The organism is Aneurinibacillus migulanus (assembly GCF_001274715.1).
GTDB lineage: Bacteria > Bacillota > Bacilli > Aneurinibacillales > Aneurinibacillaceae > Aneurinibacillus > Aneurinibacillus migulanus.
This window is the reverse complement of sequence record NZ_LGUG01000004.1, coordinates 465,712-484,488: the sequence shown is the minus strand read 5'-3', so window position 1 is coordinate 484,488 and position 18,777 is coordinate 465,712. Positions and strand designations below refer to the sequence as shown.

Here is an 18,777-nt window from a genome sequence, read left to right as displayed (position 1 = left end):
ATCTTCACCCCTCAACCTAAGCGTATACATGGCAGCAAAGTAAGCGTAGGACATAGGATATAATGAATAACCTGTATCCTTATTTACGTTAAGAAAAACTCGCGGGCGCTTTCGCTCGTCCTTTTTCGGCAAAGAAGCGAAACGGCCGCTGTGTGGCACGAAGGTCGGAGTGGCAAAACATCTGGGCATCTCTATGGTGGAGACAATTTCCACTCTTCTTCGACCTTCACCCCGCACAGCTCCACACCGAAAAAGCAACGTTTGGCAACGCCTCGCGATTTTTTCTTTGCTTACAAAAGGAAGGAAAGTATATATCATTTTACAACAGTAAAGCGATATATACTTTCCTAACCATAAAAAAAGCCGCTTATACAGCGACTTCAATAGGAATATGTATAAAAACCACACGTACACTCAATGGTGCGGATGAAGGGACTTGAACCCCCACGGTATTGCTACCACTAGAACCTGAATCTAGCGCGTCTGCCGATTCCGCCACATCCGCAATAAAAACATTGAACATTTGGCCTATTTTAATGGTAAAATAGAATCAGTTAGCATATAAAATAATACAAAATCAATGTAGAAATAATATATCACGGGGCAGCTTGCTTGGTCAAGAAAAGGTTGAAAGGATGTGAACAACTTGGAAGGACAGAATCGTCGACAATTTTTCCGTTTGCCTCTTCCCCGCCCTCTTAGCTCCGATGTTACGATTATTCAAGTCAAAAATAATGCCATCGAGACCGGGAAAGCGCAGGTACTAATCGAAGACATCAGTCCTGGAGGCCTACGTTTCGTCTCTAGTGTGAAGCTACCAGCAACGCCTCAAGTCATCCTCGAGTTCGAAACGGAAATTCTAAACAACAATCTGCAGCTTCCTGGCTATATCGTCCGTAAAACTCCTAGGGATAAAGACACGTATGAATACGGAGTCAAATTCACGCTCGAAAACAATGTTCATACGGAATTAATTCCGCTGTTGCAGTTACTGTCCATTCGCTTGCGCCGTACCCCGATTGTGGGCGGCTGTCGGTTCGCTACAAACGAGGAACTAGAACAGTTGAATCGAAACAGTAAATCATCATAATCATTTTTTTCAAGCTTTTATAGAAAGGAGACTTCTGCTAAGAAAAGCCTCCTCTTTTCCGTTTATCGGGCAACCATAGGTGTGTCATTTGGCCGCCGTGAACATAAGAGTAATCCACTCCTCATCCACTTGCCGCTGTTCAAGCACACAGCCTCTTTCTTCGTAGGCATGACGTACATCCTCTTCAGCCCACTCTACGATGCCTGAGACGATTAACTTTCCGTTCTTCTTAACGAGATGTACACATGTATCAGCCTGACGAATGGCTTCCTCTCCCCCAATGTTGATTAAGATTACATCATACAATGATTCTCCAAGCAGTGCATTGCCGTCCCCCACATACACTTCCGGAGCTCTTACTCCATTCAGTGAAGCGAGATATTCAATTTCAGATGGTGAAGATGGATTGATATCCACGGCCAGAACAGATGCCGCTCCCCGTATCTCGCAATAAACGGATAAAATACCAGAACCTGCACCAACGTCCAATATATTTTTTCCTTCTACATCAACCTGTTCGATAAAGCGCAAACAACTTTGAGTTGTTCCATGCTTACCAGTACCAAATGCACCACCCGGTTCAAATATCATCCGGTACTTTTGCCCATACTTTCCTTCCGCTTCTTCCTGCTTCCAGGTCGGAATTAGTACTAATTCATTTGAGACTTCCTCAATGTCAAAGTGCGCTTTCCAATCATCCGCATGCTGTAAATCCGGCTCTCGCCAGCTGCTCTCCCGCATACCGAATGAAGCCAGTTCACGCTGTAATGTCGCAAGCGAGCGTACCGCCTCTTCTTCCATATCCACTCCATCTTCAATTGATTCATATGTAATAATCGTAACGTCTGTATCTTTAACCTTGTAATCGTAGCCATCCGGTATTCTAAGAATCTCTACGGACTCGTCTACCCAACTGTTCGCAAATCCCTTCTCCCCGAGTAAGTACATAACGGATTCGGTATCTGTCTCAGACGGAAATACAAGCTGATATTCAATCCATTGCATGGGAACCTGTCTCCTTTCTTCTTTATCAGTATACTCTTCGCTTTACATATAAAAAACCTCTTATCACAAGATAAGAGGTTTTTTATTAATCATCAAGCAAATTATGAATATCCTTGACAATCTGTTCGTTATCCATACTGCTTCCCATCTTATATATCGCACGGATATTCTCGCTTCCATCCACGAGGAACAGATTGTTTGAATGCATGAAAATTCCATTTCCCTGATCTTCAGCAAGCACTTTAAATCCTTGTAGGACTTGCTCCGTTTGTTCAGGCGTGCCACGCAGAAAACTCCAGCCTTCAGATTTGATCCCCTGGGATGCCGTATATTTCTGCAGCATCTGCTCAGTATCCCGTTTTGGATCAAATGTAATCGTCATAAGCAACGCCTTGTCGCCTAGAACCCCCTGCTCCTTCAGCTTCTGCTGAACCCGGATTAAGTTGAAGTTCGTGGCCTGGCATATGTCCGGGCAATGTGTATAGTGGAAAGAAACAAGGCGTACTTTGCCATCGGAATCACGTAACGAAACCGGTTTTCCATACATATCTGACATTGTAAAAGAAGGGGCCCGATCAAGCGTCGGAAGCTTATTAGACCCCCACCACAATTGATAAACAATCGTAAGGAGAACCGCCGCAATTAACGTGCCGGCTACAACGATAAACCAATAGCGTTTCATAAACGAAGCCATGGCTCCCCCAACTCCTCCTGTGCAATCCTACTCCCTCGTGGTCAACTTGGAAAGGTACATAAAGATGAAAAATAGGATAAAGGGAAATATGACATATCCCAACGCGTATAAAATAATACCCATGTCTATCCCTCCCTGTTATAGCTTGCCGAGCTGCGAAAGCTTAATTCCGCACCATTCGGCAAACTCCCCAATTTCGATTAAATCGCATTGGATAAACACAAACAGACCCATAATCACCGTATACATCCAAACTGCTGTCGCCCCAGGGATGAAGCGATTCAACGACTTTTCGTTCTTCCGCATCTTGAAGTAAAAAGCACGGAGGTAGAGCACGATGCAAATAAGAACGAGAATTTCCATAATCGCTTGCACAATCACATAGGCGGTCCAGGCTGCCGGGCCGAGTGCCCGATAGCTCTGGATAAGGGACCAGTCAATCACAACATAGCCAATAGCTGCAATCATCGCTAATGCAAGCAAGCCGAATGCAATACCATCCTTGCGTTTCTTATAGCTAATGCCGCCTGCCAGTGTCAGCACGCCAAGTGCCACAAGCAGCAAAACATTGTAATTGACCAAATCCTGCACGTTCGCCGGAAGTGTAACGTTAAATACATCCGGCGACCAGCCGCGCAGGTAGACATTCGATACGATAAACACGGCGAACGTAAACGTAAAGGAAATCAAGCCGAGCCATACGCCCAACAAGCCGCTGTCTTTGATGCCTTTCTTAGGGACGTGCTCTTCTCCTGCATGCACAGCCATGCCTCTACCCCCTCAATCCCGTTTTAATAAAGCGGAATTACACACGGTCAATCAAGACTAATATCGTAAACAACATCAAATATACAAGTGAATAAACAAACGATTTACGGGCAAACTTAATATCATCTTTAGCAAAAAAGCCTGTCATATTAATAATCACATAACCGATGCCTAATACAGACATTCCGATTAGATATACCATACCGACTTCACCAAGTGCATATAGCATGATGGAAACAAGCACCAAAGCTGCAGTATAGCGAAGAATGTGACGCTTCGTTACTGCAAAGCCGCGAACAGCTGGAAGCATCTGGAATCCCGCAGCACGATAATCATCGGCACGGCGCATCGCAAGCGCCAGGAAGTGAGGGCATTGCCAGATAAATAGAATACCGAACAGTACCCAAGCAGTCATGTCGATTGTACCTGAAATCGCCGCATAACCCATCATCGGCGGCATCGCGCCGGAAATACCACCCACAAGCGTATTTAGCGTCGTTGTGCGTTTTGTCCACATGGTATAAACAACAACGTAGAAGACCAGGCCTACCAGCCCAAGAACGGCCGTCAGCGCATTGATAAGAAGCAGGATGATCGTACCCGCAATCCCGAAAACAAAGCCCATAATCATAACGGTTTGCGGATTTAATCTTCCTTCCGGCAATGCTCTGTTCTTCGTACGCGCCATTAACTGATCAAGATCACGGTCAATGTAGTTGTTCAAGCAGGTTCCTGACATAATTACAAGCGCGGAACCTAACATGGCCATAAGCACCGTTGGTATCGGAAGCGGGCCATCAGCAGCAAGCCAGACGCCCGCAAACAATGACATTAAGTTAGATACTACAATACCAAGCTTTGTTACTGATACATAGTCACGCCAGTCACCCTTCGGTTTCGCTTCAGAGAGCGGACCCGGTTCCATTACGCGGCTGGCTGGATTTTCGTACACATTTTTTTCAGAAATAGGCGTACCCATTTCAAAACCCCCCTGCATTTATAATAGCATTAGCCAAGATTTACGATAGATTGCTCCTTGCTGGATACAGCGCTGCTTTTCTTGTCATTCGTATGGAGCAGATTCGCCCCAAGCTTTGCTTCTGTAGCTATAAATGCCGCAAGAGCCATCATTAAGGCGGCAATAGCCATATGGATCACATTTGTAACGACGGCAAGCCCTGTTACGATTGTAACGAAACCTGTAACCGGCTGTAATGCCAGCAGGATTAGCATAGCAATTGCCTGACCTTTCAACACCTTGCGTAAACGGGCATAGAAGAAAAGCCATAAGGATGAGAATACGATAAGCAAAGTAGCAAGCACGTGTATATACATCAGCGTTGTCGCGATAGCCGGTGTAGAAATAATGTTATTCAACAACGACGTTTTGCCGTTGACCCATACCTGACCAGCATCGCTGTGTTTAATAAAGGCACCCAGCACATAGTCTGCATATATCGCAATCGCAACAATCAGAGCAGGTTTGAACATGGAGCGAACCTGTCTGTCTTCCCTGAATTCGTTTTGCTTTTTACGAACATTAGCCAGCGTTACCCCTGTCAATACAACGAATGTAGAGAATAGAAGAATAGCAAAGCTCGTATCCATCGCTGTGAATCCCGGCGGAAGCTTTTTCAACACATTAATTCCACCAAGAACTGCTACGAATAAAAGCATAACGAATGAGAGCACAACCAGCTTCAGCACAATAGGGCTTTCCTTTCGTTTGCGCCACGCTAAATATAGATTGGCCAGCATAAGGAACCCCACTCCAGTGGATAACATGCGATGCGTATATTCTATGATGATTTTCCCTTCCATGGGCGGGATAATATGCCCGTTGCACAACGGCCAGTCGGAGCATGCCAATCCAGCGTCAAATCCTACAACGAGGGCTCCGGCAATCAACAGCAGGAAGGTGGCGATAGTCGTTACGAAAGGTAAGCGATATCCCATTGTTACACCTCTTCTTTACGCTCCAAATGACTTTTTGGGCGTATATTGTTCTTCTGCTTCGCCGAATTCATACGGCGGAGCGGTTACATACGGCATTTCGATAAAATTGTGTTCAGGCGGCGGTGAAGACACCGTCCACTCAAGCGTTTGTGCGCCCCACGGATTTGCGGGTGCTTTTGCCCCGCTTCTTAAAGAAACGATAATTGTAACCACCATCATGATTGCTGCTGCGCCAACAAGATACGAGCCGAAGGACGCAATCTGGTTGGCGATTTGCATGCCGTTTGCCGGATCATACTGGAATACGCGGCGTGGCATCCCCATCATACCGATGTAATGCATCGGGAAGAACGTTAGGTTCGTACCGACGAAATACATCCAAAACACGGTTTTACCGAGCTTCTCACTGTACATACGGCCGGTCATCTTCGGTAACCAGTAGAAGAGACCCCCAAGGACTGCCATCATGCTTCCACCAAATAGTACGTAGTGGAAGTGGGCAACGACAAAGTACGTGTCATGCATATGAATGTCAACTGGTACCGTGCCAAGGAAGATCCCGCCGAGTCCGCCAATCGTGAACATCCCAATAAATCCAACAGTCACGAATAGCATCGGCGTAGTAAACCAGTTCGAGCCCCTCCACAATGTAGCAAGCCAGTTAAAAATTTTAATGGCTGACGGCACTGCGATAATCATCGAGGTTACCATAAAAGGAATCCCAGTTGCAAGCGGCATGCCCGCCACAAACATATGGTGAGCCCAAACCAGAAAGCCTAGGAAACCGATCGCTATGGATGAGTAAGCAATCGCATGATAACCGAAAATCGGTTTTCTTGCAAATACCGGAATAATTTCAGACACAATTCCCATCGCCGGAAGCACCATAATATACACTGCCGGATGGGAATAAAACCAGAACAGATGCTGGTATAGCATTGGGTCGCCGCCTGCGGAAGCATCATAGAAATGCGTTCCGAAATGCCGGTCAAATAACAGTGTCGTAATCGCCCCAGCCAATGCCGGCGTACCGAACAACTGAATAAATGCCGTAATAAGCGAAGACCATACATATAGCGGAAGACGGTTGAACGTCATACCCGGCGCGCGTAGATTAAATACCGTTACGATAATGTTTATCGCACCGAGAATGGAGGAAAGACCTAGAATATGGACACCTAACACCCAAATATCAAGGCCCAATCCAGCTGACTCAATACTATAAGGCGGATACGCGGTCCAGCCGATATCCGGCATCCCGAAGTAAAGACTGCTCAGAAAAACAAAGCCGCCGAGCACAAACAGCCAGAAAGCCAGGTTATTCATCCGCGGAAACGCCATGTCGTGCGCTCCAATCATAATCGGAACAAGATAATTCCCGAATGCCGCAGTGAGCATCGGAATCATAAATAGAAAAATCATGATGGAGCCATGCATCGTGAACATCTGGTTGAACATATCGGCCTGTGGCACTACGTCCGGCATCCCGGGTGTCAACAGTTCAGTACGGATAACCAATGCTGCTGCTCCCCCAAGAAAGAAGAAAAGCAAACAGACAACGCCGTACATAATCCCGATTTTTTTATGGTCAACAGTCAGCAGCCAGTCTCTAACAAACGACGGCTTTTTCACATCGGCAGTGGCAACAGTCCCCATGCGATCCACTCCTCCCTATTTCAAGGTTTTGATGTATTCAGCAATGGCCTTGGCTTCTTCTTCTGTTACCTGCTGCGGCGGCATTGGTGAATATCCTTCAGGAGTTTTCGCTGCAGGATCTATGATGGATTCTATGATGTATTTTTCATCGTACTTTACGGTACTGCCATCAGACAACTTTACGTCTTTTCCAAACATGCCGCCCCATCCCGGGCCGACAAGCTTATTCTGATCGGTAGCGTGACAGCTTAAACAGCCTTTCTGTTCAGCGAGCGTCTGACCTTCGCCGCCTGCGCCATCCGCTGCGCTACCACCGGCTTTACCACCGGATTGCACAAATTTATCAAATTCCTCTGTACTTACCACGTTAAGTTTTGCTAACATCATTGAGTGCATTGTCCCGCAATATTCTGCGCATACAATTGGGTATTCGCCCTTTTCGGACGGGCCGGTCCAAAACTGCGTTTGGCGTCCAGGTACCGCGTCCTGCTTAAGCCGCATCGAAGGTATCCAGAAACTGTGAACAATATCACCGGACGTAATCTTGAATAGGACGCTTTTGTCCTCCGGAATAACTAGCTTATTCGTAGTCTTGAAGCCTTCCGGATAATCAAAATCCCAACGCCACTTGTAACCGGTAACATTAATCGTGTACACGTCTTTCGGAGGGGTCTGAATTGCGTATGTCATTTGCGAGCCAAACACTCCAATGGCAACCAAAATGAGCGCTGGTATGAGCGTCCAAATGATTTCCATTTTTGTGTTCCCGTGCAACGCAATTCCTTGTTTGTCCGGTCTTTTTCTTCTGTAACGAACGAGGAAGATAAATAAAAGCATTTCAACCAGGACAAAGATGAAGACGGCAATAGATGCGATAAACCAGAACAAGGAATCGACCTGCTTCGCCATATCATTAATGGCCGGGGGAAACAACCAACTAAAATCCACACAATACACTCCTTTCTTCTATCATTTGTTCTAGAGGTCAGCAGAACAAACGAAAAAAATTTTAGATATAAGAAATAACATCTACATGGTAAATACCATATAAATGTTATCAATTTTCATCTCGTTTGTATAGTGTTTTGAACATATGCGACGCTCGGTAAAATTATGTATGGAAGCGCTGAGAATGCTTGATAGAAGTGAAAAAAGTACAGGCATTGAGTTGTCTTTATCCATACCCAAATTTCATATATTTGACACACTTTCTTCTATTTTTGTTCACTATTATTTTACTAGCGAAATAAACTCATAGAGAATGCGCGCTGTTAACCCCCATATAATCTTTCCGTCATATTGATAGAAAAATTCCGGGAGTCTTGCACTGCGCCATTTGTAATCCTTTCCCTGCGGAATGAGCTCGAATGGGAAATTTTCTTCGGGTTTTACTGCAAGATGAATGTAATGAATATCCGGTTCTTTTTCCAGAAAGAAATCAAGCGGCACATAAAATACCTCGTCCACCTCGTCCTGGTTTGGGGTAATTTTTTCATGGTCATGTATTTTACCCACAAAGGAATAAATGGAAGATGAATAGGGAGGTATCAAAATCCCCAGACTTTCGATAACCTGAATATTTTCTTCCTTCAGCCCCAATTCCTCGCATGTTTCGCGAACGGCCGCTGCTTGCTCGTTTTCATCGGTCTCGTCGATTTTTCCACCCGGGAAGCATATCTCCCCGGGCTGCCGCTTCAAAGTTTGGGCTCTTACTTCGAATAGTACGTGTAACTTGCCTTCTTTCTCTACCAGCGGAATCATAACCGCCGCGCGCATGAGCGGGGCGAACCCAAACAAATTAAAGGTTCGCTGACTTATCCGACTCTGAATCTGTTCTATCATTGATGTTTCCACTACTCCTTTACTGCTTACAAAATGACGGCCTTATTTACTTCAATATGGGCGTCACGCAGAATTTTCATTAAATATTCATATGGCGTACGGGCAATCTCCGTATAGCTCCTTCGTGTATATAGATGATATGCATTCGGAAATTCATGCTTCAGTTGGGAACGCAGCTTTTTGCCAGACGCATCTTCATCAACAAAGATATACACATCAGAATCACCGGTACGGTAATGGATGTCCTCCAGCTTTCTTGTGCTTAGTGTTCCGTGTGTGCAGATAATTTCCACAGGCTCCGCGATAACTTTCTCCAGACGTTTCTTATCAGTTTTCCCTTCCACGATAATGACCTTACCGATAATCATTGCCTATCACCTCGCAGCGAATCTTCCTGTCAATTCTGGAAAACGTAGAGGTACGGTCAGAAAACCGTCTCATTTTGTCCTATTCTTACCTTTATTATATGGTGCTTTTGGATTTTAGTAAAAAGAAAACACATTTTTTTAATGGATCCTAAAACTTGCTCCGTTTAGCGAACGAATTTGTTCTTTCTCCCCCTGCTTATTTACCCATTCCATCAGGCGAAAAAGCGCATCATCTTTCTTCTTCGCTTCCACCATCATGTCAAGCTGATCAGTATAATTGGCGACCTGACGTAGAAAAGGAAACATATCTTCAGGTGTAACATAATCAGCATGGCTTCGTCTATCCTTCTCGCTGCGCGGACTGGAAATATGCATCTTAACCGGAAGCGGAGAGTCTTTCCATGTGTCAATAATACGAGGCAAAAGCGCTTCGATCTCTTCTTCGTTCTCTTCATAGTTGCAACGATGATGATGAATGTCGAGCACCATCGGTACCCCCAACGCTTCACATAATTCCAGTGTCTCTTTTGCAGTGAACACTTTATCATCATTTTCCAGCAACAGACTTCCCTTTATTTCTTCCGGTACAAGCTCCCAGTTTTTAATGAATTGCCGAATGGCTTTTCCTTTATCTTTATACGCTCCCCCTATATGCAGAACACAGCGATGATTTGGCTGGATGCCTAGCGCCTTAAGCATCCATATATGATGCTTAAGTGTATCGAGTGATACCTGAAGCACATTCTTACGTGGCGTATTAAGCACGACAAAGTGATCTGGATGAAAGTCGAGGCGCACTCCATCTTTAGCGGCCACATCACCAAGCGTACGAAACTCGGCTTCGAGATGACCACGATACTCCCAGCCCTCCGTGAGCTCATGGCCGACAAGTGGAATCAACTTGGATGAAAGACGGAAGAATGTAATGTCATACGCCCTATTGTGATAAAGCAGACGCAAACAATTTCTCAGATTTTCCTGAGCGATCCGCTCCAGTTTCCGAAGTCCTGCTTCCCGATCCATAATGCCTGTAAATTGTTTGGCGGTCATTGTCTTAGAAGGCGAAGCGTTCGTTACATGCACGCTCATGGCAACGTATCCGAGACGTACGTCCATAGTGACACCCCCCTTTTTCTATTAGGATTCCACTTCGCTTTCTTTTGCATGCTTTGAAAAATCAGCAGGCATGTACTAAGCTAAATACATAACAGATCGCAAAAAACGAAGATGAAGGGAAGGATGAGCAGGCATGAATAACGCCTATCGTACCTACTTTAAAAACCACCGGGATACCCACCTTAAAGAAATGAAGGAATTATTGAGCATTCCAAGCATCAGCGCACTTTCCGCCAATAAGCCGGATATTAAACGCGCTGCGGAATGGCTTGTGGATGCCCTACAGGCAGCTGGATTAGAAAATGTAAAAATGATGCCGACCGAGGGCAATCCGATTGTATACGCTGACTGGTTACATGCGGACAGCGATATTACGGCACTGGTGTACGGGCATTATGATGTACAGCCGGTCGATCCGCTTGAGTTATGGCAGACACCGCCGTTTGAACCTGATATTCGTGACGAAAAAATATACGCGCGTGGTGCGACCGATGATAAAGGTCAAGTTTTCATGCATATTAAAGCCGTGGAAGCGTTACTGAAAACGGAAGGCAAGCTACCGGTCAATATAAAGTTCTGCATTGAAGGAGAAGAGGAAGTCGGCAGCCCAACACTGGAGCCATTCGTGGAACAACATAAAGATTTGCTGGCAGCAGATGTACTTGTTATCTCTGATACACCGATGTTGGAGAAGGGTAAACCAGCCATTTGCTATGGTCTGCGAGGATTATGCGCGATGCAGATTGATGTAAAGGCGGCAACCGGAGATTTACACTCCGGCATTTACGGTGGCGGGGTCGCCAATCCGTTGCACGCCCTTGCAGCCATTCTCGCCTCCATGCATGACGAAACAGGGAAAGTAGCAATCGAAGGATTCTATGACAAAGTGCAGCCGCTCACGAATGAGGAGAGGCAGGCATTCCAGGATTTGCACTACGATGAAGAAGCGCTTAAGAAAGAGTTAAATGTAGGCGAACTGTACGGCGAAGCAGGCTATAGCTTCTTAGAACGCACCTGGTCCCGACCTACACTGGAGATTAACGGAATGTACGGCGGATTCCAAGGAGAGGGCATCAAAACGGTATTGCCATCCGAGGCACACGCCAAGCTATCCTGCCGCCTAGTTGCCGATCAGGACCCGCAAGAAATTCAAGATATAATTGAGAAGCACATACAAGAACATACGCCGCCGGGCGTCCAAGTCAATATTACCCGTATGGATACCGGCCGCCCGTTCCAGATTCCGTATAACCATCCTTTCATTCAGGCAGCCATGCGTGCGTACGAGAAAGCATACGAAGCAACACCTGTGCTAACAAGAATGGGCGGGTCTATCCCTATCGTGGAAGGCTTTGGCCGTCTGCTGAATGTGCCCGTCATATTGATGGGCTTCGGTCTGCCAGGCGAAAATTTTCACGCACCGAATGAACACTTCCATCTTGAAAACTTCGACAAGGGTCTCCTGACTATTTGCGAATACTTAAAAGAGCTTGCACAAACAAAATGAAAATAAACGATAACAGAAAAACGGAGACATAGCCCAAGGCCGCTCTCCGCTTTTCTTTATTTTTGTGCCGATAATCCAAGGTTAGACTGCTCATGTATATATCTGGTTAACTCTGCTGTCATCTGATAATAGAAGAACGGTGTAATTAAATAAATGCCTTTAAAACGATCCATCGCCATATCAACCAGCTCGCGGGCAATTGATATTCCTTCACGGCGGGCTTCTTCTCCTGGTTCATACCGGCTCATTCGCTCTCGCGCTTCATCCGAGAGCTTAATGCCTGGCACCTCGTTATGAAGGAATTCTGCATTACGCGAACTGGTCAGCGGCATAATTCCGATAAAAATCGGAATATTGAGATGCTTCGTTCCTTGGTAAATTAGCTCAATCGTCTCCTGATCATATACCGGCTGTGTCATAATATAGTCAGCACCGGCCTCTACCTTCTTTTCCAGACGACGCAGCGCTGCATCAAACTGGCGCACATGCGGGTTGAATGCCGCGCCCACCACGAAATTCGCCCGCTGCTGAAGCGGCTTTCCAGAGAATGAGTAGCCTTCATTCAATTGTTTAATCATGCGGATTAAATCAAAAGAAGAGACATCAAACACGGAGCTTGCACCTGGCAAATCTCCGAACCTCGCCGGGTCACCTGTAATAACTAGCACTTGGTTAATACCGAGCGCATGTAGTCCCATCAGGTGCGACTGCTGCCCGATTAAGTTACGATCGCGGCAGGCGATATGCAGCAGAGGTTCAGCACTGAGTTTTGTTTTCATAATCGAACCGAGCGCCAGATTGCTCATACGTGTCGTCGCCAGGGAATTATCTGCCAACGTAATCGCATCAGCGCCTGCATCGCGTAACTCCGCCGTTCCCTGAAGGAACTTCTCCGTATCCAGATCACGTGGCGGATCCAGCTCAACGATCACAGTATGACGCTGTGTTACTGTGTCTACAATCCCCTTCGGCCGAACCGGAGGAACAACGCGAATCGGGGTCTGTGCTTCTTCGATTTGCACTTCGGGGTTCACCCGCGGAAGCGGCTCACGCTCTGCAAGCACCTGTGCCATCATGCGGATATGTTCAGGTGTTGTTCCACAGCAGCCACCGATAAGACGCGCGCCTTGAGCGCGGAAACGCAGCGCACTATCCCCAAAATATTGCGGAACCGAAGCATATGAGTATTCGCCATCCGACATTGCAAGCCGGCCGGCATTTGGAAAGACCGACAATGGAGTGTCTTCCGGCACAACCGCCCCCTCAATCGAGCGTAGAACCTCCGCTGGGCCCATTCGACAGTTCAAACCGACTATATCAGCCCCGGCTTTCACTAGCTCTGCGAACGCACGGGTCAACGTATGACCATCACGTGTTCGTCCGACTTCAATCGTCGCAAGCTGGGCGATAATCGGCAGATCGGTTAGCGGACGAATAACATCAAGTGCTAACAATAATTCATCCACATCAAGGAACGTCTCAAGGAGAATCGCATCCACATTTTCCGACAGTAGAGCTGAAGCCTGCTCCTCATACTGGTCGCCATATGTGCCTATCTGTTCCATATTCCGTACACGTCCTGCATTAATTGAACCGATGCCGCCGACTACATACGCATCGTCTCCGACTGCCCGCCGGGCTACCTGTACCGCTGAACGGTTAATACGTTGGACCTGATCTTGCAAACCGTGTCTAGCTAGCGCATCCCGATGCGCCCCATATGTGTTAGTCTGTATAAATCGCGCTCCAGCTTCATAATACGAGCGATGAACCGTTCCAATGATCTCGGGATTCGATAAATTCAGCTCTTCATAACAGACACCAATCGGAACACCCAACCTATAGAGCCATGTCGCCATTGCGCCATCGCCAATCAGCAAATTATCTTTCAGATACGTCTTTATGTTTTCTTGTGGCATGGACATTCTCTCCTTTCTTCGTTTATTCCCCGACGTTGAAGTAGCGGGCTTCCGGATGAGAGAACACCATAGCCGAAACGGAGGCTTCTGGTTCCATCATACAACCTTCGGTCAAATGTATGCCGATGTCTTCTGGCCCTAATAAATCAAACAACAGCTTCTGATCTTCCAAATCCGGACAAGCCGGGTAACCAAACGATACGCGAATCCCTTGATAACGAGCTCCAAAGCGTTCCAGCATCGTCATCTCTGCCGAGTCCGGGAAGCCCCACATATCCCGCAGCATATGATGCGTGCGCTCTGCGAACGCTTCGGCCAGTTCAAGCGCCAGCGCCTGTAACACATGTGAACGGAGGTAATCTCCCCGCTCTTTCCACTCCTCCGCTTTTTCACGTACACCCTGGCCTGCGGTCACGACCAAGAATGCTACATAATCCATCACACCACTCTCTACTGGTTTCACGAAATCAGCAAGACAAAGGTATGGTTCTTTTTTCTGGCGCGGGAATAAGAATGTTTTAAGAATCTTACTCTGATCCGCCGGATCATAAATATAAATCTCATTTCCTTTGGACTGTGCCGGGAAAAAGCGGTACATCCCGTTCGCTTTTAGCAGTCCGTTCTCCTTCGCTTCTGTTAATAATTCATCGACGATTTCTTTCAATTCAACCGTCTTGGGGTCACCTGCAGTGAGCAGCGCATCTACATTACCGCGTATCCCTAAATGTTTGCCCAGCAGCATGCGCAGGTTCACATACGGCTGCAGGTGCGCAAGCGGATAATCGCGCAGAATATGCCGTTCGAAATCTGGTGGCGTAAATACCGGTACATCTACACTTACAGAGGAGCGTTCCGGTACAGCCGACTCCGTCGATGCTTCCACTACTTCTTCAGTTACGGCAACCTGCCGCTCTTCTTTTGCTTGAGCAATCGTTTTCTCCAGTTCGTCTCTTAACTTCGGATTCATCAGTTTGTTAGCCATATCCAGTCCGTTCATTGCGTCTTTGGAATAAAGCACAAGACCATCATATTCCGGTGCGATACGATTATCAGTAAACTTACGAGTTAACGCCGCGCCACCGACCAGTATTGGTACATCGATACCGACAGCTTTCAAATCTTGGGCTGTCGTTACCATCTGCTGTGCAGATTTGACGAGCAGACCGGACAATCCAATAATATCGGGCATTTCCTTGCGGCAAGCATCGATCAACTGCTCTGGCGGAACCTTAATGCCCAAATTGACGATTTTGTAGCCATTGTTGCCAAGGATGATTTCCACAAGGTTTTTACCGATATCATGCACATCCCCTTTCACCGTAGCCAGCATGACTGTACCTTTGGCGGCTGTCTCCGACTTCTCCATACGTGGCTCTAAATGAGCAACTGCAGCTTTCATTACTTCCGCGCTCTGCAGCACCTCTGCAACGATAAGTTGGTTATCATTAAACAGTCTTCCGACTTCATCCATCCCTGTCATTAGTGGTCCATTGATAATATCGAGCGGAGCATATTTCGTAAGCGCCTCTTCCAAGTCTGGGATAAGCCCTTCCTTCGTTCCTTCAACTACATAATGAGCCAGCCGCTCTTCTAAAGTCAGGTTGGAGACTTCTTCAACATTCTCTACCTTTTTCTCACGATAGAATGCCGTAAATTCCGCCAGTGTTTCGTCAGTCGTATCGAACAGCAACGCTTCCGCCATCTTGCGCTCCTCTTCCGGGATAGAAGCAAATCGCTGCAGCTTTTCTGTATTGACAATTGCATAGTCAAGTCCAGCTTTCGTACAGTGATATAAATATACTGCGTTCAGCACTTCCCGACCGGTTGCTGGCAGACCGAAGGACACGTTACTCACCCCGAGAATCGTCTGACACTCAGGAAGCTTTTCTTTGATTAATCGAATGCCCTCCACTGTCTCTTTTGCCGATCCGATGTACGCTTCATCTCCTGTGCCCACCGGAAACACTAGCGGATCAAAAATTAAATCTCGCGGAGAAAGACCGTACTTGCCTACAAGTAGCTCATATGAACGCTCGGCAACTTCAAGTTTCCGCTCCCTCGTAACGGCCATTCCTTGCTCATCAATCGTACCAACGACTACTGCACCGCCGAACTTTCGAAGCAATGGAGCCACTTCCTCGAAGCGCTCTTCGCCATCTTCAAGGTTAATAGAGTTAATAATCGCTTTTCCCTGTGAATATTTCAAAGCTAATGCAATGACCTTCGGATCGGTAGAATCAATCATAAGCGGCACTTTCACCTTGCGCACGACAAATTGCAAGAATGCCTCCATATCCTCTACTTCATCACGGTCAGGATCGGCAAGACAAACATCGATAATGTGAGCCCCTCGTTTTACCTGGGCACGTGCAATCTCTGACGCTTCTTCATATTTTCCTGATTTGATAAGGTCACGGAACTTTTTGGAACCGATAACGTTCGTACGCTCGCCTACCATAAGCGGTCTGTTATCCTGCTCAAGATACACAGGTTCAATGCCGGAGACGGCATGTGTATGCAACCCCTGTGGCTGACGCGGCTTATATTCCTTCAGCTTCTCTGCAATGGCTCTAATATGCTCAGGCGTTGTTCCACAGCAGCCGCCCGCTACGTTAAGCCATCCTTGCTCGGCGAAGCCGGCCAGCTTCGTTGCCAGCGCCTGGGGCGATTCATGATAATGTCCGTCCTCATCCGGTAGACCCGCATTCGGATAGCAGCTAACCGCACAACCAGCCATATTGGATAGCGTACGAATGTGATCACGCATGAATTCCGGACCCGTTGCACAGTTTAGGCCCATAGAAATTGGTTGCAAATGTTCAAGCGATATATAGAAGGCTTCAATATTCTGACCTGCAAGTGTTGTTCCCATCGGTTCAATCGTACCGGAAATCATAACTGGAACTTTATAGCCAAGCTTTTCAAAAGCACGTTGGATACCGATGCCGCCCGCCTTGACATTCAAGGTATCCTGTACTGTCTCAAGCAACAGAACATCAACGCCACCTTCAATTAATGCCAACGCCTGTTCATAATACGACTCTACCAATTCCTCAAATGTGACACCGCCAGTTACGGACAACGTTTTAGTGGTCGGCCCAATAGCACCTGCTGCGTAGCGAGGCCATTCCGGGGTCGAATATTTTTCAACCGCTTCGCATGCCAGCTTTGCGGCAGTGAGATTAATCTCCCTTGCCCGCTCTGGTATATCATATTCAGCCAACACAATTGATGTCGCACCGAACGTGTTCGTTTCAATAATATCGGCTCCTGCCTCCAGATATGTCTCATGAATGCTGCGAATTACGTCGGGTCGCGTCAAGTTCAGTATTTCGTTGCAACCTTCATATTGTTCTCCTCCGAAATCAATCGGACCGAGGTTTTCCTGCTGCAACATCGTTCCCATCGCTCCGTCAATAATCAGAATCTTATTCTTCAACTGAGTTTCTATCGGTAGCTTTTTTATCGCTGTTTCATTCATCGCAATCGTCCCCTTCCAACTTCACTAATTTCCAATAATAAAAAAGACCTCCTGAAAGAAGGAGGTCTCTGAGTTCGGTCAAAGCACGGGCACCCTTATCTTTCAGGATAAAAATCCTGCTGGAATTGGCACCGTATATGAATACATACCGGTTGCCGGGCGTCATCGGGCCAGTCCCTCAGCCTACTCTTGATAAGAAAGAATGTAGTTTTTATTTTTCTTATTATTAAACAATGCCGGAAAAGAGTCAATAGTTAAATTATAATTATTAGAGCGTTCTTGTAATGATAATGTTGTTATGGTTTCGTAAATCCATCTCATATGGAGAGCTTAGAACGGTGCCGTCACGTTCCTGAACGATGCGCACTGTCGGCCTGTGAACGGCTTCCGGATCAACATAGGAAACGACCCCGACTTGTCCGGTATTCAACACAACAGTAGATGCAACCGGATATACGGCAACATACTTAACGAAAAGACGAACAAGGTCCAGGGCAAATAATGTATTCCCCGAGGCAAACAAATATTCCGTCGCTTCATTCGGCGTATAATGCTGACGATAGGAGCGGTGTGATGTTAGAGCGTCGTATACATCAGCTATGCCGACAATCTGGGCGTATTCATGAATTTGCTTTTTCTCCAGTTTGCGAGGATATCCCGATCCGTCATACCGCTCATGATGCTGCAGCGCACAATGCGCAGACAGCAGTGAGATATCATACTGATAACGAAGAAGGTTAAATCCATCTTCCGTATGATTCTCAATCCTTACACGTTCCTCCGGATTAAGGGCCCCTTTCTTGTTCCACAAATCCTTCGGCAGCATAGTCATACCGATATCGAATAGCAACGCTCCTACCCCCAGGTCGAGCAATTGGTTGCGATTATACCCTTTAGCCAAGCCTATAATTCCTGCGAGCACAGCTACGTTAACCGAGTGATGGAACAAATATCCGTCAAGCGAATGAAGATTAACCAAATTGACTAGCACTTCTTTCCTTCCGCTTAAATCTCCGATAATATCGCCGAATATATTCCGAAACTCTTTTCCCATATCCGGCACAGCCGCCCTCCCTTTCACCTTCGGCTGATCCATAAGGCTGGTCATCGTCTTATATACTGTCTCTACCGCTTTGCGTCGAGTTATATCGCTAATAACATCCTCAGGCACAATATCGTCCGTATTTTTATCCTCAATGTAAACGATATCAATTCCCATGTTTTTTAAACGATCGATATAACGCTGGCTCAATTCGAGACCTGCGCCTAAAAGAACATGACCTGTTTCTGAAAGAATCGTCCTTGCTATTTTATCTCCTGGCTTTACAGAGCTGATGTGCATTTTTTTCACAAGTAAACCCTACCTTCTTGGTCT

At 46.6% G+C, this 18,777-nt stretch carries 15 protein-coding genes, 1 tRNA gene and 1 riboswitch; of the genes, 2 read left to right on the top strand and 14 right to left on the bottom strand.

Annotated elements, in window-relative coordinates; genetic code table 11:
* Positions 1–418: 418 nt before the first annotated feature.
* Positions 419–505 (bottom strand) — tRNA-Leu (locus tag AF333_RS03895).
* Positions 506–637: 132 nt separating this feature from the next.
* On the opposite strand from AF333_RS03895, the gene AF333_RS03890 reads away from it, so the two are divergent.
* Positions 638–1,090 (top strand): PilZ domain-containing protein, encoded by a 453-nt coding sequence (locus AF333_RS03890; protein ID WP_080787960.1) that lies wholly within the window; start codon positions 638–640, stop codon positions 1,088–1,090.
* A gap of 84 nt (positions 1,091–1,174) precedes the next feature.
* Here AF333_RS03890 and AF333_RS03885 read toward each other — a convergent pair whose 3' ends face one another.
* The 10 genes from AF333_RS03885 to uvsE form a co-directional block, all read right to left on the bottom strand.
* Positions 1,175–2,095, bottom strand: a complete 921-nt coding sequence (locus AF333_RS03885) for a 50S ribosomal protein L11 methyltransferase (RefSeq protein WP_043068514.1) — start codon at positions 2,093–2,095, stop codon at positions 1,175–1,177.
* Between the two features lie 85 nt (positions 2,096–2,180).
* Positions 2,181–2,789: an SCO family protein gene (locus AF333_RS03880; RefSeq protein WP_043068513.1), complete on the bottom strand. Its 609-nt coding sequence runs from the start codon at positions 2,787–2,789 to the stop codon at positions 2,181–2,183.
* 138 nt (positions 2,790–2,927) lie between these two features.
* Positions 2,928–3,557, bottom strand: coding sequence for a hypothetical protein (locus AF333_RS03875; protein ID WP_043068512.1), 630 nt, complete (start codon positions 3,555–3,557; stop codon positions 2,928–2,930).
* Between the two features lie 37 nt (positions 3,558–3,594).
* Entirely contained in the window at positions 3,595–4,536 is a 942-nt protein-coding gene (gene cyoE / locus AF333_RS03870; RefSeq protein WP_052520724.1) for a heme o synthase, read from the bottom strand.
* Between the two features lie 29 nt (positions 4,537–4,565).
* Positions 4,566–5,513: a COX15/CtaA family protein gene (locus tag AF333_RS03865; protein WP_043068511.1), complete on the bottom strand. Its 948-nt coding sequence runs from the start codon at positions 5,511–5,513 to the stop codon at positions 4,566–4,568.
* A gap of 15 nt (positions 5,514–5,528) precedes the next feature.
* Positions 5,529–7,169: a cytochrome c oxidase subunit I gene (gene ctaD, locus AF333_RS03860; protein ID WP_043068510.1), complete on the bottom strand. Its 1,641-nt coding sequence runs from the start codon at positions 7,167–7,169 to the stop codon at positions 5,529–5,531.
* A 15-nt stretch (positions 7,170–7,184) separates the two neighbouring features.
* The gene (coxB, locus tag AF333_RS03855) at positions 7,185–8,117 is read right to left on the bottom strand and encodes a cytochrome c oxidase subunit II (RefSeq protein WP_043068509.1); all 933 of its coding nucleotides are present in this window, start codon (positions 8,115–8,117) and stop codon (positions 7,185–7,187) included.
* Between the two features lie 282 nt (positions 8,118–8,399).
* Complete coding sequence (locus AF333_RS03850) at positions 8,400–9,011, bottom strand: NUDIX hydrolase (RefSeq protein WP_043068508.1); 612 nt, start codon at positions 9,009–9,011, stop codon at positions 8,400–8,402.
* Between the two features lie 26 nt (positions 9,012–9,037).
* Entirely contained in the window at positions 9,038–9,379 is a 342-nt protein-coding gene (locus tag AF333_RS03845; protein ID WP_200894283.1) for a toprim domain-containing protein, read from the bottom strand.
* A 138-nt stretch (positions 9,380–9,517) separates the two neighbouring features.
* Positions 9,518–10,495 carry a UV DNA damage repair endonuclease UvsE gene (gene uvsE, locus AF333_RS03840; RefSeq protein ID WP_043068507.1) on the bottom strand — a complete coding sequence of 326 codons (978 nt, stop codon included), beginning with the start codon at positions 10,493–10,495 and terminating at the stop codon, positions 9,518–9,520.
* Positions 10,496–10,628: 133 nt separating this feature from the next.
* On the opposite strand from uvsE, the gene AF333_RS03835 reads away from it, so the two are divergent.
* Positions 10,629–12,002, top strand: coding sequence for a dipeptidase (locus AF333_RS03835; protein WP_043068506.1), 1,374 nt, complete (start codon positions 10,629–10,631; stop codon positions 12,000–12,002).
* Between the two features lie 56 nt (positions 12,003–12,058).
* Here AF333_RS03835 and AF333_RS03830 read toward each other — a convergent pair whose 3' ends face one another.
* The 3 genes from AF333_RS03830 to AF333_RS03820 all read right to left on the bottom strand — a co-directional run bounded on the left by AF333_RS03830 (position 12,059) and on the right by AF333_RS03820 (position 18,753).
* Positions 12,059–13,927 (bottom strand): bifunctional homocysteine S-methyltransferase/methylenetetrahydrofolate reductase, encoded by a 1,869-nt coding sequence (locus AF333_RS03830; protein ID WP_043068505.1) that lies wholly within the window; start codon positions 13,925–13,927, stop codon positions 12,059–12,061.
* A 16-nt stretch (positions 13,928–13,943) separates the two neighbouring features.
* Positions 13,944–17,402, bottom strand: coding sequence for a methionine synthase (metH, locus tag AF333_RS03825; protein WP_043068504.1), 3,459 nt, complete (start codon positions 17,400–17,402; stop codon positions 13,944–13,946).
* A gap of 92 nt (positions 17,403–17,494) precedes the next feature.
* A riboswitch (SAM riboswitch) is annotated at positions 17,495–17,601 on the bottom strand.
* 69 nt (positions 17,602–17,670) lie between these two features.
* Positions 17,671–18,753, bottom strand: a complete 1,083-nt coding sequence (locus tag AF333_RS03820) for an HD-GYP domain-containing protein (RefSeq protein ID WP_043068503.1) — start codon at positions 18,751–18,753, stop codon at positions 17,671–17,673.
* Positions 18,754–18,777 lie beyond the last annotated feature (24 nt).

Excerpts from the sequence above, each read along its gene's own strand:
- AF333_RS03885 (WP_043068514.1), bottom strand. The coding sequence starts at position 2,095 with ATGCAATGGATTGAATATCAGCTTGTATTTCCGTCTGAGACAGATACC.
- AF333_RS03880 (WP_043068513.1), bottom strand. The coding sequence starts at position 2,789 with ATGGCTTCGTTTATGAAACGCTATTGGTTTATCGTTGTAGCCGGCACG.
- AF333_RS03875 (WP_043068512.1), bottom strand. The coding sequence starts at position 3,557 with ATGGCTGTGCATGCAGGAGAAGAGCACGTCCCTAAGAAAGGCATCAAA.
- cyoE (WP_052520724.1), bottom strand. The coding sequence starts at position 4,536 with ATGGGTACGCCTATTTCTGAAAAAAATGTGTACGAAAATCCAGCCAGC.
- AF333_RS03865 (WP_043068511.1), bottom strand. The coding sequence starts at position 5,513 with ATGGGATATCGCTTACCTTTCGTAACGACTATCGCCACCTTCCTGCTG.
- ctaD (WP_043068510.1), bottom strand. The coding sequence starts at position 7,169 with ATGGGGACTGTTGCCACTGCCGATGTGAAAAAGCCGTCGTTTGTTAGA.
- AF333_RS03850 (WP_043068508.1), bottom strand. The coding sequence starts at position 9,011 with ATGATAGAACAGATTCAGAGTCGGATAAGTCAGCGAACCTTTAATTTG.
- AF333_RS03845 (WP_200894283.1), bottom strand. The coding sequence starts at position 9,379 with ATGATTATCGGTAAGGTCATTATCGTGGAAGGGAAAACTGATAAGAAA.
- uvsE (WP_043068507.1), bottom strand. The coding sequence starts at position 10,495 with ATGGACGTACGTCTCGGATACGTTGCCATGAGCGTGCATGTAACGAAC.
- AF333_RS03835 (WP_043068506.1), top strand. The coding sequence starts at position 10,629 with ATGAATAACGCCTATCGTACCTACTTTAAAAACCACCGGGATACCCAC.
- AF333_RS03830 (WP_043068505.1), bottom strand. The coding sequence starts at position 13,927 with ATGTCCATGCCACAAGAAAACATAAAGACGTATCTGAAAGATAATTTG.
- metH (WP_043068504.1), bottom strand. The coding sequence starts at position 17,402 with ATGAATGAAACAGCGATAAAAAAGCTACCGATAGAAACTCAGTTGAAG.